The 19,062-nt window shown below is 45.0% G+C and carries 16 protein-coding genes; 2 read left to right on the top strand and 14 right to left on the bottom strand.

Going from position 1 to position 19,062, the window contains the following annotated elements; translation table 11 throughout:
- Window positions 1-18 precede the first annotated feature (18 nt).
- The 11 genes from LKE40_13810 to LKE40_13760 form a co-directional block, all read right to left on the bottom strand.
- The gene (locus tag LKE40_13810) at window positions 19-1,281 is read right to left on the bottom strand and encodes a Zn-dependent hydrolase (protein MCH3918505.1); all 1,263 of its coding nucleotides are present in this window, start codon (window positions 1,279-1,281) and stop codon (window positions 19-21) included.
- Between the two features lie 41 nt (window positions 1,282-1,322).
- Window positions 1,323-1,742 (bottom strand): hypothetical protein, encoded by a 420-nt coding sequence (locus tag LKE40_13805; GenBank protein ID MCH3918504.1) that lies wholly within the window; start codon window positions 1,740-1,742, stop codon window positions 1,323-1,325.
- Window positions 1,739-3,250 (bottom strand): NAD-dependent dihydropyrimidine dehydrogenase subunit PreA, encoded by a 1,512-nt coding sequence (gene preA, locus LKE40_13800; protein ID MCH3918503.1) that lies wholly within the window; start codon window positions 3,248-3,250, stop codon window positions 1,739-1,741. Before preA ends, LKE40_13805 begins: the two co-directional genes overlap by 4 nt.
- A gap of 30 nt (window positions 3,251-3,280) precedes the next feature.
- Complete coding sequence (gene hydA / locus LKE40_13795) at window positions 3,281-4,633, bottom strand: dihydropyrimidinase (GenBank protein ID MCH3918502.1); 1,353 nt, start codon at window positions 4,631-4,633, stop codon at window positions 3,281-3,283.
- A 40-nt stretch (window positions 4,634-4,673) separates the two neighbouring features.
- Window positions 4,674-5,774 carry an ABC transporter substrate-binding protein gene (locus LKE40_13790; protein MCH3918501.1) on the bottom strand — a complete coding sequence of 367 codons (1,101 nt, stop codon included), beginning with the start codon at window positions 5,772-5,774 and terminating at the stop codon, window positions 4,674-4,676.
- Between the two features lie 54 nt (window positions 5,775-5,828).
- Window positions 5,829-6,638, bottom strand: a complete 810-nt coding sequence (locus LKE40_13785; protein ID MCH3918500.1) for an ABC transporter permease subunit — start codon at window positions 6,636-6,638, stop codon at window positions 5,829-5,831.
- 5 nt (window positions 6,639-6,643) lie between these two features.
- On the bottom strand, window positions 6,644-7,474 hold the full coding sequence (locus LKE40_13780) for an ABC transporter permease subunit (protein MCH3918499.1): 831 nt from the start codon (window positions 7,472-7,474) through the stop codon (window positions 6,644-6,646).
- Window position 7,475: 1 nt separating this feature from the next.
- On the bottom strand, window positions 7,476-8,255 hold the full coding sequence (locus LKE40_13775; protein ID MCH3918498.1) for an ABC transporter ATP-binding protein: 780 nt from the start codon (window positions 8,253-8,255) through the stop codon (window positions 7,476-7,478).
- Between the two features lie 1,114 nt (window positions 8,256-9,369).
- Window positions 9,370-9,924, bottom strand: a complete 555-nt coding sequence (locus LKE40_13770; protein MCH3918497.1) for a rubrerythrin family protein — start codon at window positions 9,922-9,924, stop codon at window positions 9,370-9,372.
- A gap of 308 nt (window positions 9,925-10,232) precedes the next feature.
- The gene (locus LKE40_13765; GenBank protein MCH3918496.1) at window positions 10,233-10,736 is read right to left on the bottom strand and encodes a hypothetical protein; all 504 of its coding nucleotides are present in this window, start codon (window positions 10,734-10,736) and stop codon (window positions 10,233-10,235) included.
- A 43-nt stretch (window positions 10,737-10,779) separates the two neighbouring features.
- A complete protein-coding gene (locus LKE40_13760) occupies window positions 10,780-11,373 on the bottom strand; it encodes a hypothetical protein (GenBank protein ID MCH3918495.1) in 594 nt (197 codons plus the stop codon).
- 320 nt (window positions 11,374-11,693) lie between these two features.
- Here LKE40_13760 and LKE40_13755 point away from each other — a divergent pair, with 320 nt between their 5' ends.
- On the top strand, window positions 11,694-14,825 hold the full coding sequence (locus LKE40_13755) for a DUF3427 domain-containing protein (GenBank protein ID MCH3918494.1): 3,132 nt from the start codon (window positions 11,694-11,696) through the stop codon (window positions 14,823-14,825).
- 5 nt (window positions 14,826-14,830) lie between these two features.
- On the opposite strand, the gene LKE40_13750 is transcribed toward LKE40_13755, so the two are convergent.
- From LKE40_13750 to LKE40_13740, 3 genes are all read right to left on the bottom strand, one after another.
- A complete protein-coding gene (locus tag LKE40_13750; GenBank protein MCH3918493.1) occupies window positions 14,831-15,610 on the bottom strand; it encodes an ATP-binding cassette domain-containing protein in 780 nt (259 codons plus the stop codon).
- Complete coding sequence (locus LKE40_13745) at window positions 15,600-16,373, bottom strand: amino acid ABC transporter permease (protein ID MCH3918492.1); 774 nt, start codon at window positions 16,371-16,373, stop codon at window positions 15,600-15,602. The genes LKE40_13750 and LKE40_13745 overlap by 11 nt, the downstream gene beginning before the upstream one ends.
- Window positions 16,374-16,535: 162 nt before the next feature.
- A complete protein-coding gene (locus tag LKE40_13740; GenBank protein MCH3918491.1) occupies window positions 16,536-17,363 on the bottom strand; it encodes a transporter substrate-binding domain-containing protein in 828 nt (275 codons plus the stop codon).
- A 208-nt stretch (window positions 17,364-17,571) separates the two neighbouring features.
- Between LKE40_13740 and araA the strand changes: the two genes are divergently transcribed.
- Complete coding sequence (gene araA / locus LKE40_13735; protein MCH3918490.1) at window positions 17,572-19,056, top strand: L-arabinose isomerase; 1,485 nt, start codon at window positions 17,572-17,574, stop codon at window positions 19,054-19,056.
- Window positions 19,057-19,062 lie beyond the last annotated feature (6 nt).

Raw genomic sequence — 19,062 nt, 5'->3', positions numbered from 1 at the left:
TCTATTCCTGTGCTCCCTTCAATCCTTATCTGCCTTAAGTACGGCATTCAACATGACCGTGGCACCTTCGGTACAATGCTCGGGTGATGAATATTCAGGTTCACAATGGCTCAAGCCATCCTTGGACTGAACAAAGACCATTGTCGTCGGCAACATGTAAGATGCAAACTGGGCATCATGTCCTGCTCCAGAATGGATATACTGGTGTGATACACCAGCTTCCTCCGCTGCTTCCTTGACATAGGAAACAAGTTTCTTATCCCAGTACACCGTATCACGGTTCCAAGCCTTTTCTACCTTGCAGGTGCAGCCGGTCCATTCCCTGTCAGCACAGCTTTTTACGATTTCAAGGACCTTTTCAAGGACTTTTGGATCCTCGTGACGGACATCTATGCAAAAATCAAAGTAATCAGGGACGCAGGTATGTACACAAGGATGGCAGACTACTTCACCTGTCGTATACACAAGTTCAGGAAGTCCAAGCTTGTCAATTTCTGTGTGAAGGTAAACAAGGGCCTGGGCAGCAGCAAAGAATGCATCCTTACGTTTGGGCATGGGGAATGTCCCGGCATGTGTCGTCTGACCATAGAACTTCACGCGGTAGTTGAACATACCAAGTACACAGTCAACTACACCGATATCATTGCCTGCATCCTCAAGAATCGGTCCCTGTTCGATATGGGTTTCAAACATGCACAGATACTTGTCAGGATTGAGCCGGTTCTTTTCATCACCTTTGAATCCTGATTTTTCCAATGCCTCTCCGAAGGTCGTCTTGCCTGTCAGGATATCCTTCGTCGCAAGCATATCCTCCTTCCTGAATTTTTCCTTGATGGCATCCGGCAGATAGTCATAGCAGACGATGCCGGAACACATCATGGCAGGTGGATATAAGGAGCCTTCCTCGTTCGTCCATACCATGGCAGTAAGGGGATGCTTATGAGGAATTTTCTTTGCGACGACGGTTTCCAAAGCTTCCATGGCACTCATGACCCCCAGGATACCATCATAGTTACCGCCATTCTTTACTGAATCGACATGTGATGCCATTACGATGCGCTTTGCATCGGGATCACTGCCGGGAAGTGTCGCATACATATTTGCCACATCGTCGATTTCTATTTCGGCACCGATGGCCTTCATGCGCTTGATAAATTCATTCCTCGCCTGAATATCGGCAGGAGAAAGAGAATAACGCGTTATTCCGCCATGTCCTGCATCACCATACGTAGAAAAGGTCTTGATCTTGTCTGTCATTCGTTCGAGACTGCATTCATACATAATTTTACCCTCCATAATAACTAAACAAATTTTTGTCTTATTCAGACTTCCGCAATGATGTTCGGATGCCTGCAGTTACTGAGCAGGTATTCAACTTCTTCGCTGGTAACTGAATATAAATATTCACTTCCATGAATCATCGTAACTGACAAAAGGAATATACCATCCCAGTCAGTAAGGTAAATCCGCTTGATACCATTCCCATTTTCGTTCTGTCGATAGGGTGAGCCATTGATCCTTGCAAGCATTTCATTCATCCGTATGAATCCGTGTACGAAACAACCTCCTGAAATGGGATTCTTAAGTGACGGCTTGAAATCCTTGTTGAATTCGACCGTAACAGGAATTTCGGTTATGCCACCTCGCAAGTCACGGAGCTCACTTTCCACAGTGCGAAAATCTTGTGCCGGCATTATGCTCTCAAGCGCAATTTTCTCTGCCTTCTTCAATCTGTTGCTCACGCCCTCACCTCCTGTGTATGTGGCTTTTGCTTAGGAATGCGCTTGCTCTTCCCGATTGCGCCTGCAGGGCAGACCAACCGACACAAATGACATCCCACACATTTGTTTCCTATCAGCTTGGGTTTTCTTGTCTTTGCATCAAACGTTATAGCCTGATGACCAGCATCTCTGCATGAAATGTAGCAACGCCCACACCCAAGGCACTTGTCCAGATGGAACGAAGGAAACATTATGGTATTACGGTCAAGTTCATCCGTCGGAACAATATGTTCGTTTGCAAGTCCGATGAGCTCAGCAACACTACCTATCCTGTGTTCATACATGTAACTTGACAGCCCGGCTTTCAGGTCATCGATGATCCTATAGCCATATTGCATGACTGCAGTCGTCACCTGTACCGTCGTACAGCCCAAGGCAATGAATTCCAATGCATCACGCCAAGTCTCGACTCCCCCCATGCCACTGATCGGAATACCTACCAGCTGTTCACACTGTGCCAAGTCACTGATGAATCTCAAGGCTATTGGCTTGATTGCCTTGCCTGAATAGCCGGAAACAGATGACATGCCGTGTACAACAGGTGAGGAAGAGAGCATGTTGAGATCAACACCGGACAAGCTTTTTATGGTATTGATGGCTGCGATGCCATCAGCTCCTCCTTCAACGGCAGCAATTGCCGGAATTTCCATATGTGCAAGGTTAGGAGTCATTTTTGCCAGGATAGGAAGGTCCGTCCCTTTCCTGACACATTGGGTGTAATGTTTTACTAGTTCCGGTTTCTGCCCGACATCCGAACCCAGTCCATCTCCGCTCATATGTGGACATGAAAAATTGCATTCAATCATGTCCGCTCCTGCCTGCTGTGACAGCTTTGCAAGTTCAGTCCATTCCTCATCAGACTGTCCCATGATCGAGACTATCATCACTTTTTTGGGAAAATCACGTTTGAGGTCTGAAATGAATTTGAGATTCTCCTCAAGTGAATGTTCGGCAATCTGCTCAAGGTTTCCGAATCCGACAAACGGCGTCGACTCCTTTCTCAGTGAAGAAAAGCGAGGAGAAACCTCATGGGGAACAAGGAATCCAATGGTCTTGAATACTACACCTGCCCAGCCCATTTCCAGAGCTCTTCTGCACATCTCGTAATTGCTTGCCACCACTGAGGAAGAAAGCAAGAATGGATTCTCACATCTTACATTCAGGAACATACAGGAAAGATCAGCTTCTTTCGGTGCAAGGTCCTTGTCCTCAAGGATGGCAGCCACTTTCTTTATACGAATTGGAAAATCATAATGCAGGCATGACTTTTCACAGCCGGCATTACAATCAGCACATAATGCCGGATTGAAGAAGCCTCCAACCCGAGCATTTTCAAATCTCAGGGACAGCAGCATTTGCGCAGGATCATTGGACTTGCCGCATGCTGCCGTGCAGGGCGCATCGCTACACAGCAGACAGCGGTCTGCTTCATTTACGATCAGTTTGTTTTCAAAAATTGAAGTGTCCATTATTTCAGTCCTTTTCCTGATTCCTGTCTATCAGCTCAGCTTCCGTTTTACAAATTTGCCATAACCAGCCTTTCCAAGGAACTTGCCGTCCTTATAGACCATCCTGCCACGGGAAAATGTCATTTCGGGATATCCATGCAGCTTGGTTCCTTCCCAGATGGTATGGTCGGAATCAGAATGCATGTTTGCACAGGTAATGGTAAAGTCCTTGTTCGGATCATAGATGACGATATCAGCATCCTTACCTACTGCAAGGCTACCTTTCTGGGCACATCCGAATATCCTTGCCGGATTGGTGGAGCAGACTTCAACAGCTTTATTGAAGGTAATGACACCTTCGTTTGCCTTATCGAGCATATAGGGATACATGTTTTCTACACCGGCACAGCCATTCGGTATCTTGGTAAAGTCATTGAGTCCCCAATCCTTTTCGCTTTGCTGGAACGGGCAATGGTCAGTCGCTACGACATCGATGTCACCCCGTTTCAGTGCAGCCCATATGGCATCCTGGCTTTCCTGTCCCTTCATCGGTGGAGAGCAGACGAAGTTCCTTCCGTCCTGGCGTTTGTATACATCACAGGTAAAGTGAAGATACTGCGGACAGGTCTCGGCAAAGATCGGATACCCTTCTTCCTTGGCCTTTGTCACAGCTTCTACGCCCTGCTTGTTTGCCAGATGTACGATATAAAGCTTTGCGCCGGTTTCCTTTGCCCATTGGATAGCTCTCATGTCAGCTTCTGCTTCGACAAATTCAGGACGTGAGAGATAATGATACCAAGGACTTGTCTTACCTTCAGAAAGATATTTCTTGGTAAGATAGTTGACCATCTCATTGTTTTCTGCATGGACAGAAATCATAGCCCCCACTTCCTTTGATTTCTCCAGCAGACGATAGAATACACCGTCGGTGACTCCGAAGTCATAGACCATGAATACCTTGAACGACGGGACCCCATACTCCACTGCATCCTTCATTGAATCAAGGAGTTCCCCATGGACATCCTTGACTCCGATGTGAAATGCATAGTCGACTGCTGCTTGCGGTGCTGCAAGCTTATCCCGACGTTTGATGACATCGACCATAGGCTCGTCAAAGTCCTGAAGTGCAAAGTCAAAGACCGTCGTCGTTCCCCCGCATGCTGCAGCTCTTGTTCCTGCAAAGTAATCATCGGAAGAAATCGTCCCGCCGAATGGCATGGCGAGGTGGGTATGTGCGTCGATGGCTCCCGGCAGTACGTATTTCCCCTCAGCATCTATCACTGTCTTGGCATCCGGTTCCAGGTTTTTGCCTATTGCAATGATTTTCCCGTCTTTGACCGCCAAATCAGCAACAAATGTCTCAGAAGCCGTCACGACTTTTCCGTTTTTAACAATTAAATCCATCATCTTTCACCTTCCCTTTCCTCGTCATGCATTGACTGGATTATTTTTTGTATACCAGGACAAGACCTGAGCGTTGGAAGATCTGTGCGACCTCCAGGAGGTTCATGTCAGCCGCATCTGCAGAAATCAGATTTGAGACCCACGTTACACCGAAATTGACCGTACCGTTGTACACAGCTGTCGTCTCTGCGATATCGCCGCCACCAGGAATAATCTGTACATCAAGACCTACGTCTTTGTAGTATCCCTTGTTAAGTGCAACGTAGTAGCCCATGAACTGTGCCTGCGGCAACCACTTGAGCTGTATCTTGACTGATGTTTTTTCAGGCTTGCCAAGATCTGTCCCATCCTTTGAATCCGTGGCAGCTTTCCAGTAGGAAGTATCGCGGATATCATCAAGCGTAAGAGCCTTGAGCTTGTCAGCTGCACTATGATCATCAAGTTTGATGTATGTCTGCGCCAGCTTGAGAGTCTGAGCCATTGCATCAGGATCCATATAGCCATAATTTGTTACGTGATTGCCCTTGGTGTCGGTTTCTGCCAATTTCTTGACTTCCTTGGCCATATAGGACTGGTGTCCGGCAGATACCGAAGAGCCATACTCGTACACGATCTTTGCAGCTGCTTCAGGATCAGCACAGGCAGTCTTCCAACCCTTGAGGGACGCATACAGGAACGCTTTCACCGTGTTTGGATTCTCTTCTGCAAATTTCGTCGTACAGAAGATGTTATCTTCCAACATGGCGACACCTTCATCGTTCATGTCTATGGTGCCTACCTTGTCTCCATAGCCATAGCCGCCTTCGTAGCTATTCTTGACAAGGCCCAGTTCGTTGTACGTCATGGCTGATGCCAGCGTAATGGAATCATCGTCAAAGCCATCCATCGTGAAGTCTTGGCTCAAGAAATCAGTAGGACAGCCGTACTTGGTAAGCAGGGCCTGAATCTCATATTCATTGCCAAGTCCCCAGTTACCGACCTTGCCTTCCTTAGCGGCAGCCTTGATGCGTTCGCCGTTGGTCATAGGAGCCGATGCAGTCGTTGCAACCGGTGTCGGGGCTGGAGCTGATTCCGTGTTGCCGTTCGCAAATGCAGCAACGGACACTGCACAGACCATCAATAATGTGATCATTTTTTTCATTTTTTTACCCTCATTCCTTTCTGAATGTTGAACCGTCGCGGTACGGTCACCCTCTTAGTTCCTGTTCCTATTTTTCATAACGGCAGCCTCAACAAAGAGCAACACCACGTAAAGTACGACACCAAGCAGGCACGATACGACGATGTAAGCCCATGCAGTCGCAAACTGCGCTGTTACGATATTCTCACGAATCTGTCGGCCGACTCCGATTACCTTCTCGGAAAAATACTCTGTGACCAATGCTGAGATAATACTTGCTGGAAGACTCACCTTGAGGGCCGTAAATATGTAAGGGACACTGTTCGGAAACAGAAGTTTCCTGAAAATCGTAAAGTTGCTTGCCGCATAGGTCTTCATCAGGTCAGCAGCAAACGGCTTCAGTTCCGTCAGTCCCCTGAATGCATTGACGGCCATACCGTCGATACATACGATTACAACTACCAAGGTCTTGGCAAGCATAGAACGAAAGTCAACGTCCGAGGAAAGCTGTTTAGTCAGGTTATTCATCACAGGTGCAAGTGCTACGATCGGCACGGCATTGAATGCAGCTGCCAAGGTTATCCCGCCAGCACCCCATTTCTTGTGTTCAGCTGCAATGATTGCAAGTCCATACCCTGCCAATGAACCTACCAGCAATCCAATCAAAGCCACTATGACCGTAGCTTTCAGGTTCAGCAGGATCTTTGCAGTATTGTCACTGATGATTGAATTTATCTTGCTGGGAGGCGGCAATGTATTCGTATCAGTACCAAGCAGGATGTTAAGCAGGCCTCCTTGCCACATAGCAAAGAGAAGGATTCCGAAAAGTACCGGATATACGATCGTTGAAGTCGATTCCCAATGGATACCAAGTCTTTTTTTCATTGCATCTATCCTCTGCAGGCCCTTTCTGCTTTCTTGTGCGGAGAAACAATATCTTCAATTATCCCCATGGCAACGTAGCTCATGATTCCTATTGCCGCACTGATCACCACAATCAACCAGAACACATATCGTGTCATTGCGCCCTTCAAAGACTGGGACAACAGACATCCCAACCCTATGCCCCCCTGCAGGGTATCGACCAAAATCGAAGCAGTAATGGCAAGTGGAGCAGATACCTTCAGCCCTGTAAAAAGGTATGGGATACTTGCAGGCAAAAGCATCTTTCCGTAAATCTGCCATTTGTTTGCAGCATACGAATACATGAGTTCATGCATCTCCTCCTCTACGGACTCAATGCCGGCAAGCATATTGGTTGCCACAGGGTAGAACGTCAATATTGCTGCGATGATTATCCGACTCTGATTGATATTGCCTGTCAAGGACAGGAGAATAGGTGCCATGCCAAGAATAGGAATCATCTGGATGATCATCAGATATGGAAAGAAAATCTTCTTCAAGGCGCCTGACAGGCTCATAAGCACAGCAAGAAGAAAACCTATGCCGGCTCCGATTGCAAAGCCTTCAGCAGAACGGAACAATGTAACTTTTGCATTCAGCCATACAAGCTGGATGGCCGTCTGGCTTCCGTTTACTTTGTTTGTATTGAATGCAGCTGCGATGATCTTCCAGAAATGTGGAAGCACCTTTTCCGGGGACCGTATATGAGCTGAGTTTGCTACCAGAAATGCCAAGATTTCCCAGATAAGGAAAAAGCCCAGTGTCCATGCCAAGGTGACGAGACTGCTTGAATGATCTTTTTTCTTCGGTCTATCCATCCTACACCCCCTCGAATGATGAACGAACTTCAAATACTTTCGCGGTATATTCCGCCGTGCTTTTGATTGCCATGTGCCTAGGTCTTTCGAAGTCAACATCCAAGACCGCAGAAAGCCTGCCTGGATGAGGAGAAAGGACACAGATCTTGTCCGAAAGGAATACCGACTCAGAGATGTTGTGGGTAACGAAGACAATCGTCTTGTTGGTTCTTCTCCAGATGTTGAGCAAATCTTCGTGCAAATGTTCCCGGGTAAATTCATCCAAGGCTGAGAAAGGTTCATCCATAAGCAGGATTTCCGGCCGTATGACAAGTGCCCTTGCAATGCCGACACGTTGCTGCATGCCCCCTGACAACTGTCCTGGATAGCTTCGCCAGAAATCCTTCAAGCCCACCATTTCCAGCATTTCTTCGGCACGTTCCCGTCTTTCAGTCTTTGAAATACCCATGATCTCAAGAGGAAGCTCGATATTCTTGATTACGGTTCGCCAGCTATAGAGCACGGGACTTTGAAAGACCATGCCGTACCGACCTTTCAGTCTTGCTTCCCTCGGAGTCTCGCCACCGATTGTCACGGTACCGGAGGTAGGAGTCAAAAGATCTGCTATGATTCGCAGCAAGGTTGTCTTCCCACAGCCTGAAGGTCCGACCAATGAGACAAACTCACCTTTCTTGATATCCAACGACACACTGGTAAGAGCTGTTATTTCTTCAGTTCCCCCGTTGAATTTCATTCCTATGTCGTTCAGCATTATTTCTGTTTCAGTGGTGTTTGTACTCATGGTTTTGCATTCCTTCTCAGCGCCATAAAAAAGAAAAAGGCAGAGCAAAGGTAAGAATTACTTTCAAAGCGCCTTTGCTCTGCCAAATCATCCATACTAAAAAAAGCGGAAAGGCGGAAGCGATTATTTGAACCGGCCCCATTGCCTTTCCATGGTTGCAGTTTATATTTTGATAAAAAACCTGTCAATTATATTTTATGGTCATCTGCACAAATAAAATATGCATATGCACATTAATTGCAGAATTATACATGCATATTTGAAATTATTAATCCAATCATAATGTATTTTCAAGTCATATGCACATATTCATCAAAAATTTTGACAACAATACCTCTTCGTTTGACACTCATATCAATGTTGGTGATGCAAGCTGAAAAAGAAAGAACGGAAGGTGTTCCAATGGACTTTGTAGTAAAAATCCTATAGGTCTCATCCAAGTGAGAACTGTACCGGGTTTGTACAACAGCACGGACAGCAAAGTTTCATTTCAGCACATTCAATTCCTCATAGTGTCTTGTGTGCCAAAAATATGGTATACAGGGGATTTTATCATCCATCTATCTCATTTGCTACAGGCAAAGTCATTCCATGAATAGAATTGTTTTGATATGACTCGTCACCTGCGGATGACCTCATTTGTCATATCATGTCTTTTTTCTACTGGCTTTGTCCGTAACGCTAGTACATCTGCTTTGTCCTGATTTATCAAATTTGTTCAACGAACCAAAGAGCATACAAAAACTTATCTTTATAATATGTAATAAATAATATTCAGATTAAAAAATAGATAGCACAAATTTTGTTCTTTTTTGATAGAAAATTGAAGACATATATCAGAATTCTCAAATCAGGTAAAAAAGATGGTATCAAATAGGAAATGATTTTTTCAAAAAGAATGAAGACTGGCAAAAATATCTACAGTATGGTTTCTTGTATCTATAAAAATATCAAAACCGTCCTATATTACCAGCAACCAAAAACAGAAAATCACAGTTATGGTGCACAATCATTACTACCTACAGCCATTCCAAGAAAAAGGAAATCCCGTCTTCATCAAAAGCTGAAAACGGGATTTGTCTGAAATCAACTGCATGGATTTTTTATGTAGGCCTCAGAATTCTACATACTTTTCCTTTTTCGTATTGCAGATGGGACAATGTTCAGGAGCCTCATCAAGGACAGTATGTCCGCAGACAGGACAGACCAGAATCTTCTTCAATTCCATATCATGTCCGGCACGTACTGCCTGCTGAGCTTGCTTGAACAGCTCCAGGTGAAGTTTCTCCACCTCCAATGCAGCATGGAATGAACGTTTTGCCTCCGGTTCATCCTGGAATTCTGCGGTATGCAGATACACCGGATACATCTGGTTTACTTCCCCTGCTTCTCCGTCTATTGCTCCCTGCAGGTTGTCCACAGTCTTTCCTACCCCAAACACACCCCCACCGGTAACCGATACAGAGGCCGTCGCTCCGCCTATCGCTTTGAAATGATTACCTGCATGTATACGTTCAGCAAAGGCAATTGCCTTGAACAATCTGGCAACATTAGGAAATCCTTCCTTCTCTGCCATATCGCCCCAGATAAGGTAGCGCATATGCGCCATGCTTTCTCCTGCATATGCAGAATGTAGAAATTCAGAAGTCATTGCATTTTTTACAGCCATACTTATACCTCCATATAAATATCCAGGAATCCAAACGGATCCTTATAGAAATAAAGGTAAGACAGTTTCTGTACAAAGTCAAATTTAATAGAGATAGACCCTCAGCAACAGGCAACTGCTTTGTCCGGTTTCCATTTTATCGATATTTCTGGCATCAAGCTATTCCAATAAGTCTTGTGAATCTCCGACAATCATGAATCTGCAATATGTATCACAAATACATCATAAGAAAACAAAGACCGTTGCAAATATATTTGCAACAGTCTCTCTTCTATCAAAAAGGACAAAATCAAAGATTTTCGTCGATATCAGTTGGATTCAATCTTCACAGTCAATTTGGCCGTATAGTTGCCGCTTGGTGCAGAGCTTGAATCCATAGCAAGATTATAAAAGGCATAGCTTCCGTAGACACGTCCGCTGTTACTCGGTGTAACCGTAAACGTTGCTTCGGCTGATGTCGTGTCCGTCACTGTCAGGTTGTTGCTTCCGATGGAAAAGGTATAGCCGAACGCTTCACTCTCATCATCAGTCTTCTTAAAAGGATCCGCAATGAAATCTATGGTAAACGTATCGCTTGCCTTTCTGTTGGAAATATAGTACAGGAATAGATTTCCCCAACTGGAAACCGAGCTGGCAGCGACACTGCTTCCGCCTTCGATGACCGTAGGGACAATGGCACCACCGTTCACCTGGGTACTGCTGAAACCGACTACCGTTCCGTCAGTCCTCGTGGTCTTTACCGTAAGGTCTCCGGCAAAAGCACCTGCAAGGATGACAACGCATATAACCAGACTTGCTATTATCTTTTTCATCATTCTATCTCCATGTTTCCAATCTTTACTCATCACCTGCATCCTAATTCGCTGAGTAAACCAACGTCAAGACAGCCTGGTAGGTACCCTCTACAGCATTTTCATATGTACCGATGACTGAACCTGAATCAACTGATGACAAATCGCTGGTCGAATCCAAACTACAATTCAACTTGAATGATCCTGCTGAAGTAGCCTGGGTAGGCTGTGTGGAACTGCCGGAAGAAATGATAGTCAGGACAGCCGGATTGCCATCACCCTGATTATAAGCAACATGCGTAGAAGCCACTTCGCTTCCGGTCGGACTACTTGCTTTGAGCGTATAGCCGATCTTCGTGGTCACATAATCAGTCGAAGTATCATCAGCATAATTGAAAGGAGTAGCTTTGACCTGCAGGGTAAAGTTTGAAATAGTCGTATTAAGCTTATAATACACATAAATATTATTGTTGAAATTGTCGAGTGTAACCGTGTCTGAAGGAGTCGTAGGAACATCTGAATAGGAAGAAATGGAAGAGAGACTGAATCCGGCTTCGGCTTTGGGCTGGATCGTGGTATTGAGTGTAATCGTCGTTTCAGCGAAAGCTCCGGCAAGTATTCCTATCATAAGTGTCAAAGTCATCAATATCTTTTTCATATGTCTCGTTCTCCTGTCCTTTCGTACATACTATAAAAAACAATGCAACTTATGTCAATAGCTTTTATTATAAAAATTACATAATCAATGATTTAATATTTAATTTATTATTATAAAACAAATTAAAAATTTTAATCGTATGACATCTATTTGGTAATATAGAAATTTTAGATTGATAATTTTATATCTACGCTACATTTGGTTCTCAGTCAGGATCTTGCACAGGAAAGACCATCCATACAGAACATTTCCATTGATCTGGCAATTTCTGCCCATGCTGCTATACTTGAAGCGTATGACCAACAATTTCGGAGATATCTATGGACCATGATGATGATCTTGCAGACGGACTTTATGAACAACTCATCTCAGATAACCTGAAGAACAGACTGGACAATGCCTCTGACAAGCAGATAGGCAAAAGCAAGGTTGACACAGAAGAATCCGCAAGGATCTATGCAGACTATCTTGCAGCTTTGATCAAGCAAGGTATGTCGGAAATAAAACAGGACAAAGAACAGAAACTGGCACTGGCAAATGGCATCATATCCTTGATAAGCAAAGCAACAAAGGATGGGAACTATCTGGATGCAACAATAGATAAGGACAATGAACAGTTGCTTTCCGTCACTTCTGCCGTGAACAAGTTCCATGGCAACGGCAATCTGCAAAGGCCTGTTTCTCCTCTTTCTTGTTCATCGATTTTTACGGGCGCAAAGGATGAACCCTTGTTGGCGTCGGAGTTGAAGAAAGAAATACTTTCATCAGATGAAATCTACATGTTGGTTTCTTTTATAAAATGGTCCGGTCTGGTCATGTTGTTTGACGAACTGAAACAATTCACCCGACGTGGAGGCATACTTAAGGTAATCACGACTTCATACATGGGAGCTACAGATGTAAAGGCAATCAGGGAACTGAGCAGACTTGCCGGAACTTCAATAAGGGTCAGCTATGATACAAAAGTTACCAGGCTACATGCAAAAAGTTATATTTTCATCAGAAAAAGCGGCTTTACTACGGCTTATATCGGTTCAAGCAATTTATCCAATCCTGCCATTACCAGCGGAAAGGAATGGAACATCAAGATTACGGCTACTGACCAACCTGAAGTATTGGAAAAAGTCCTTGCAACCTTTGACAGCTACTGGGAAGATGACGAATTCGAACCTTATCTGCAAGAAGATGAAGAGAAACTCAGAAAGGCACTGAAAGCTGAACATAGTTTCTCCATGGCACAGGAGGGTCTGCAGCAAATCTTCGATATCAGGCCTTACCATTATCAGAAGGAAGTACTGGATAGAATCCAGTTTGAACGTCTGTCACGTCATAATTACCGCAACCTGATCGTTGCAGCAACAGGGACGGGCAAGACCGTCATCGCAGCTTTTGATTATAGAAGGTTCTGTGAACAAAAGGAAAACCGCGGCAAGGCCAATACTTTATTGTTCGTTGCCCACAGGGAAGAAATACTCAAGCAAAGCATAGCGACGTTCAGAGGTATCCTCAGGGATGCAAACTTCGGAAGCCTCTACACAGGACATCATCATCCTGATGAAGATTTCAATCATCTCTTCATTACCATACAATCATTGCACGGCAGGTCATTTCCACTGAATTCTATACCTGGAAATTTCTACGACTACATCGTCATAGACGAAAGCCACCATAGTCGGGCAACAAGTTACCGGCCATTGTTTTCACATTTTACCCCCAAGATACTGCTTGGTCTGACAGCAACACCAGAAAGGATGGACGGCAAAAGTATCCTTACTGACTTCAATGGAAGAATTACGGCTGAACTTGGATTATCAGAAGCTATAGACAGGAGTCTGCTCTGCCCTTTCCAGTACTTCGGTGTTACCGACAATGTCAATCTCGAAAATGTAAGATGGACAAGACATGGTTATGATGAAAATGAACTGGAACAATGCTATCTTACCGCCAAGGGACGTGTCGGCCTGATCATACGCAGCATCGACACCTATTGTACTGATCCAATGCAAATCATCGCACTCGGCTTCTGCGTAACAGTAAAGCATGCACAGTTCATGGCAGCCCAGTTCAATGAATATGGCATCCCTTCTGCGTCCCTTGATGGGAACAGCAACTGGGAAATCAGAAAAAATATAAAGAAACAGCTGACTACCGGGAAAATCAGATTTTTGTTTGTTGTTGATCTCTACAATGAAGGAGTCGACATTCCGCAAATCAACACGGTCCTGTTCCTTCGTCCGACAGCTTCAAAAACTGTTTTCCTACAGCAGTTGGGAAGAGGTCTGAGACTGTATGACGGCAAGGACCGCCTGCTGGTGCTCGATTTCATCGGACAAGCAAACCGGAAATATCGCTTTGAGGAAAAACTGTCTGCATTGCTGCCAAGGCATGCTGAAAATGTAAGGCACGAAATTGAAGCAGGTTTCCCTTCGGTACCGAAAGGATGCTTCATCCAACTTGAAGAAAAAGCACAGGCATATATACTTGAGAATCTCAAAGCTTCCGGCAGCAAGAACCAGATCAGGGAAAGAATCAAGGAATTTACAAAAGATCTGGGAAATCCTCTCTCATTGAAAGGATTCTTGGAATACTATCAGATGGACCCGCGGGAAATATATAAAGGTAAAACCGCTTTTTCCAGGCTGGCTGTCGAAGCCGGTTGCATCGATGGTTTCCATGAACCACTGGAAAAAACAATCTGCACCAGTCTGGCAACATTCTGCTATTGTGATTCGCTTCTGTTCATGGATTTTATCTCAACAATATTGCAGAAGGGCATTCCAAATCATCTGAATTTGAGGGAAAGAAGGATGCTCAACATGTTCCAGTATACACTATGGACAGACCTTACCGCTCCAAAGGAAGACATGGAAATCCAAAAGGCAATCGACGACAATCCGATATTGTTCAATGAACTATCGGAACTGCTCAGTTTCCGACGCGACTACACTGACCTTGAAGATGACTTTGACAACTTGTCATTCGGTTGTCCTCTCTCTGTCCATGCAACATATAGCAGGAACCAATTGTTTACAGCATTGGGACTGGAAAAACCGGGCACCGCAAGGGAAGGCGTCAGATATCTTCCTGCAGAAAAAACTGATGTACTTTTGATTACGCTCAATAAAACCGAAAAGGATTATTCCCCTACTACCATGTATAATGATTATCTTTACGGTACGGACAACCTTCACTGGCAGAGCCAGAGTACGACAAGTGAAACCTCTGTGACCGGAGAGAGATATATCAACCATGAAAAGATGCATACAAGCGTACTCATCTTCGTGAGAAAGACAAAAAGGGATAGTTTCGGTGGTACCATGCCCTATACGTTCATGGGCAAAGCCAGATATGTAACACATCATGGCAGCAAGCCGATGAACATCACATGGAAACTGGAATCGCCCATACCGGCAAAATACCGCATGGAGTATCAACGTCTGATCAATGCCTGACGATACTAACCTTCCCACTCAAGCAGTTTGTCCAGGAAATGTCTGAGACTTTCTGTAGCCGGTTGGGTAAATATCTGTTCGCTTTTTCCATATTCCATCAAAGTTCCCTGGTCCAGGAAGGCAACCGTATCACAGGCCCTTCTGGCAAATCCCATTTCATGGGTAACGATAATGAAATTCAGTCCTTCTTCCTTGAGCTCATTTACCATATCAAGGACTTCGACAGTATACTCAGGGTCGAGGGCTGATGTCGGTTCATCAAGATACAGGAGAGAGGGTTTTGCTGATATTGCCCTGGCTATGGAAATACGTTGCTGCTGTCCTCCTGAAAGATTTGCGGGAAGCTTTCCTGCATCATCAAGCAATCCGAAACGGCCAAGCAATTCCACTGCACGTTCATGGGCCGCTTCAGGACTGTACCCATGGACCTGGACCAAAGGCAACTCGATATTCTCAAATCCTGTCAGATGCTTGAACAAGCCTCCGTTCTGGAAAACAAAGCCGATTTTCTTACGATAGCCCGACAATGGGTCCATCTTGTTGTCTCTTTCGGTTGCGTCAAGGGGAAATACAGTGGTATCTCCGATCTTCACGCTACCTCCCGTCGGTGTCTGAAGACCTGCAAGGATGCGTATGAGTGTCGACTTACCACCGCCGGAAGGACCTATGATTGCCATAGTCGTAATATTTTCCTTGAAACAGACATCCTTGAGTACCGGAGCATTCCGTATTTTTTTCTGTTTCGCAGGAAACTGCATGGCAAGATCCTTGATTTCAATGTTCATAGGCAAATTTCCTTTCAAAATACTTGCTCACGAAAGCAAGCGGCAAAGTAAGGCAGAGATAAAGGACACCTAGGAACAGATAACATTCAAAAAGCCTGAAGTTCAGTGCACTGATCTCTCTCATGGTCTGTGTCAGTTCAATGACAGCAATGATCGAAAGCAACGACGAATCCTTTATGATCGAAGAAAACTGGCCTGTAAGTGCAGGCAATGTCATGGCTACCAATTGGGGAATTACAACGAAACGGACAGTCTGGCGTCTGTTGAAACCGACAGCCTTTGCCGCTTCAAGCTGGGTTTCTTCCAGACCAGCAAGACCGCCGCGGATAATTTCCGCTATGTAAGCTCCTTCAAAAAGAGAAAGGATAAGGACACCGGAGACGAAACGGTTGTCTACTCCCCAAGCAGTACCTATGATATAGAAGAACAGATATATCTGCATGATCAAGGGCGTGCCCCTGATAAAGGTAACATAAAGGTTGCTGAGGTACTTGAGAAACAGCAACTTGCTGTTCTCTCCCAAGGCAGCAAGGATTCCTATGGCAAGGCTCAGCACCAGACTCACAAGACTCAAGGCAATGGTCATGAGAAAGCCTTTCCATATTCTGATACGGAAGTCCCCAAGGAAACTGAAATCGAAGGTAACCGACAGACGCAGGACAGAAAACCATACTATTCCTACCACCACAAGACCAGCCAGAAATGCATTGCCAACTTGCCTGAAGCTCAAGCCCGTAGAGCCGTATAATGATTTTTTTTCCATAAGACTACAGTGGAATTATCCACTTTCCTCCTCTCAAGAAACAGTAGCGGCATGCCCCGTTCCTGTATAGCAGAGGTCTTGCTCCAAGCAATCCAGTGCCTACATCAAAAAGAGCCAGGGTTACCTAGGCAATAGGCAGCCCTGGCATACAGGAAACCAATTCTAGTCCAAATCAAAGAACCATTTGAATCCCAACCTGTCAAAGTCTGCTTTTTCTTTTGAAAGATACTTCTGCGTCAGTTTGTCAAAACCACCCTCAGCAGTAAATTTCGGTATGAAGGCATTGAGCTGGTCAAGAAGTGCAATATTGCCCTTTCTCACTGCAACGCCCCACTTTTCTACATCCTGGAAAGGAATAAAGACAGCGGAAGTAGTATCCAGATGATTCTGCCAGTTACGGTAGATTGTCAGCTGATCATAAAGGAAACCGTCTGCCTTGCCTTGGACTACTTCGGTCACGCAGGCACTTTCATCTGCCAGGACAATAAGCTGGGCATTGGCAAGATGGTTCTGGGCATATAAGAAACCGGTGGAACCGTTCTTTACTGCAATTTTCTTTCCTTTCTTGTTGAGGTCATCAATTGACTTTATACCGGAGTTCTTGTTTGCAAGGATTGCCAGCTGGGCATTGGCATACGGAACAGAAAAGTCAACCACCTGCTTTCTCTGATCGGTAATCGTCATGGACGAAATGACCATGTCAGCCTTACCTGTCTGCAAAGAAGGAATAAGGCCATCCCAAGCAATATTTTCAATCTTGACATCCCTATTGATATATTGGCCGAAGGCTTTTGAGAAATCAACGCTTATCCCAGAAGGGTTGCCCTCCTGATCCTTTGTTTCAAATGGAGGATAGGCCAATTCCATGGCAACGACAAGTGGTTTTTCCTTGGTGCCTGATGCCTGGGAAGATGACTCCTGTACCCCCTGTGCAACAAGGGAGGTTACAGCTATCGTACCTAACAACAATAAAATAAATATTTTCTTCATTTTACACTCCTATCATTTCAGTAGGAAAATACACCCACATATCTACTTTTCCAAGGTACACATCAGCTCTTTTTAGGTCAATAGAATATTTAGAAAATACAACTCTTATTTTTGGTATCAAAAATCTTAATAATTCTTCTTGCTTGTTGAAAGGAAACGTGGCATAATTATGTGTACGTTAACGCAATAAAATCAAGAGGAGCTTTCCATGAAAGATTTACATGCATATCATTTTTACTTCCTGACAGGCAGTCAGGATCTCTACGGTGAAGAAACACTGCTGGAAGTGGCCAAACACTCAAAGACCATGGTCAATTCGCTCAACGAGGCAGGGACATTACCCTGCAAGCTGGTCTGGCAAGAAACGTTGATCGACTCCCCTTCAATCGTAAAGGCAATACAGAAGGCAAATAGTGACCCACTATGTGCAGGAATAGTATGTTGGATGCATACTTTTTCGCCAGCCAAAATGTGGATCAACGGACTACGGATACTGAACAAACCATTGCTGCAGGTCAATACTCAATTCAACGAGGCCATCCCTTACCAGACAATGGACATGGATTTCATGAACCTCAACCAAAGCGCACACGGGGACCGGGAATTCGGCCATATCACCAGCAGGCTTGACCTACCGCGCAAGGTAATCGTAGGACATTGGAAAAATGGAAAATTCCAGCAAAGACTTGCAAAATGGATGGGGGCTGCAGCCGCTGCTGTCTTCGGAAGAGAACTCATCATACTCAGGTTCGGTGACAACATGCGGGAAGTTGCAGTAACCGATGGAGACAAGGTTGAAGCAATGGTAAAGCTTGGTTGGAGTGTTCCTTACTATGGTATCGGAGACTTGGTAGAAGAAATGGACAAGGTATCTGAACTTCAAGTCGACGAGCTGATGGCGACCTACCGTCGCTTATATGAATTCCAGGATGAAAAACCGGAAACAATAGCTTCCGTCAGGGAACAAGCTAAAATGGAAACAGCCATCAAGAAATTCCTTGATGACCGTCAGGCTGAAGCATTCTGTACCAATTTCCAAGATCTTCATGGACTAAAACAACTTCCAGGACTTGCCGCACAGCATCTGATGCAACTTGGCTATGGGTTCGGTGCCGAGGGTGATTGGAAAACAGCAGGAATGGTAAGGACCATGAAGTTCATGGGAGGGATCGAGAACAGCTGCAGTTTCATGGAAGACTACACATACAACCTCGTGGAAGGAAACCAGATGAACTTGGCTGCCCACATGCTTGAAGTCTGTCCGACCATTGCAAAGGACAAACCGACTGTTGAAGTGCATCCTTTGGGAATCGGTGGCAAGGAAGATCCTGCCAGACTCGTTTTCACAGGAAAACCGGGAAAGGCAATGACAGTTTCCATTGTTGACCTTGGTAACCGTTTCCGTATAATCTGCGATCAAGTGCAGGCTGTTGACCCGCCGGAACAGTTTACATCCCTTCCTGTCGCACGTTGTCTATGGAAACCTATCCCGGACTTTACGACGGCAACCGAAGCATGGATTCTGGCCGGAGCAGGGCATCACTGTACACTGACGTATGCGGTTGACCTGGAAATGCTACGGGACTTGGCTGAAATACTGAGAATAGAGCTACTCGAAGTCACAGAAAATACTACCATACGCCAGATCAGGAACGAAGCTCATTGGAACCGAGCTTATTACGACAGGACTTAAGGAGAA

The sequence above is a fragment of the Spirochaetia bacterium genome (assembly GCA_022482625.1).
In the GTDB taxonomy this organism is placed as follows: domain Bacteria; phylum Spirochaetota; class Spirochaetia; order Sphaerochaetales; family Sphaerochaetaceae; genus Pleomorphochaeta.
Note: the sequence above shows the minus strand (reverse complement) of the source record. Positions and strands in the feature narration are given on the sequence as shown.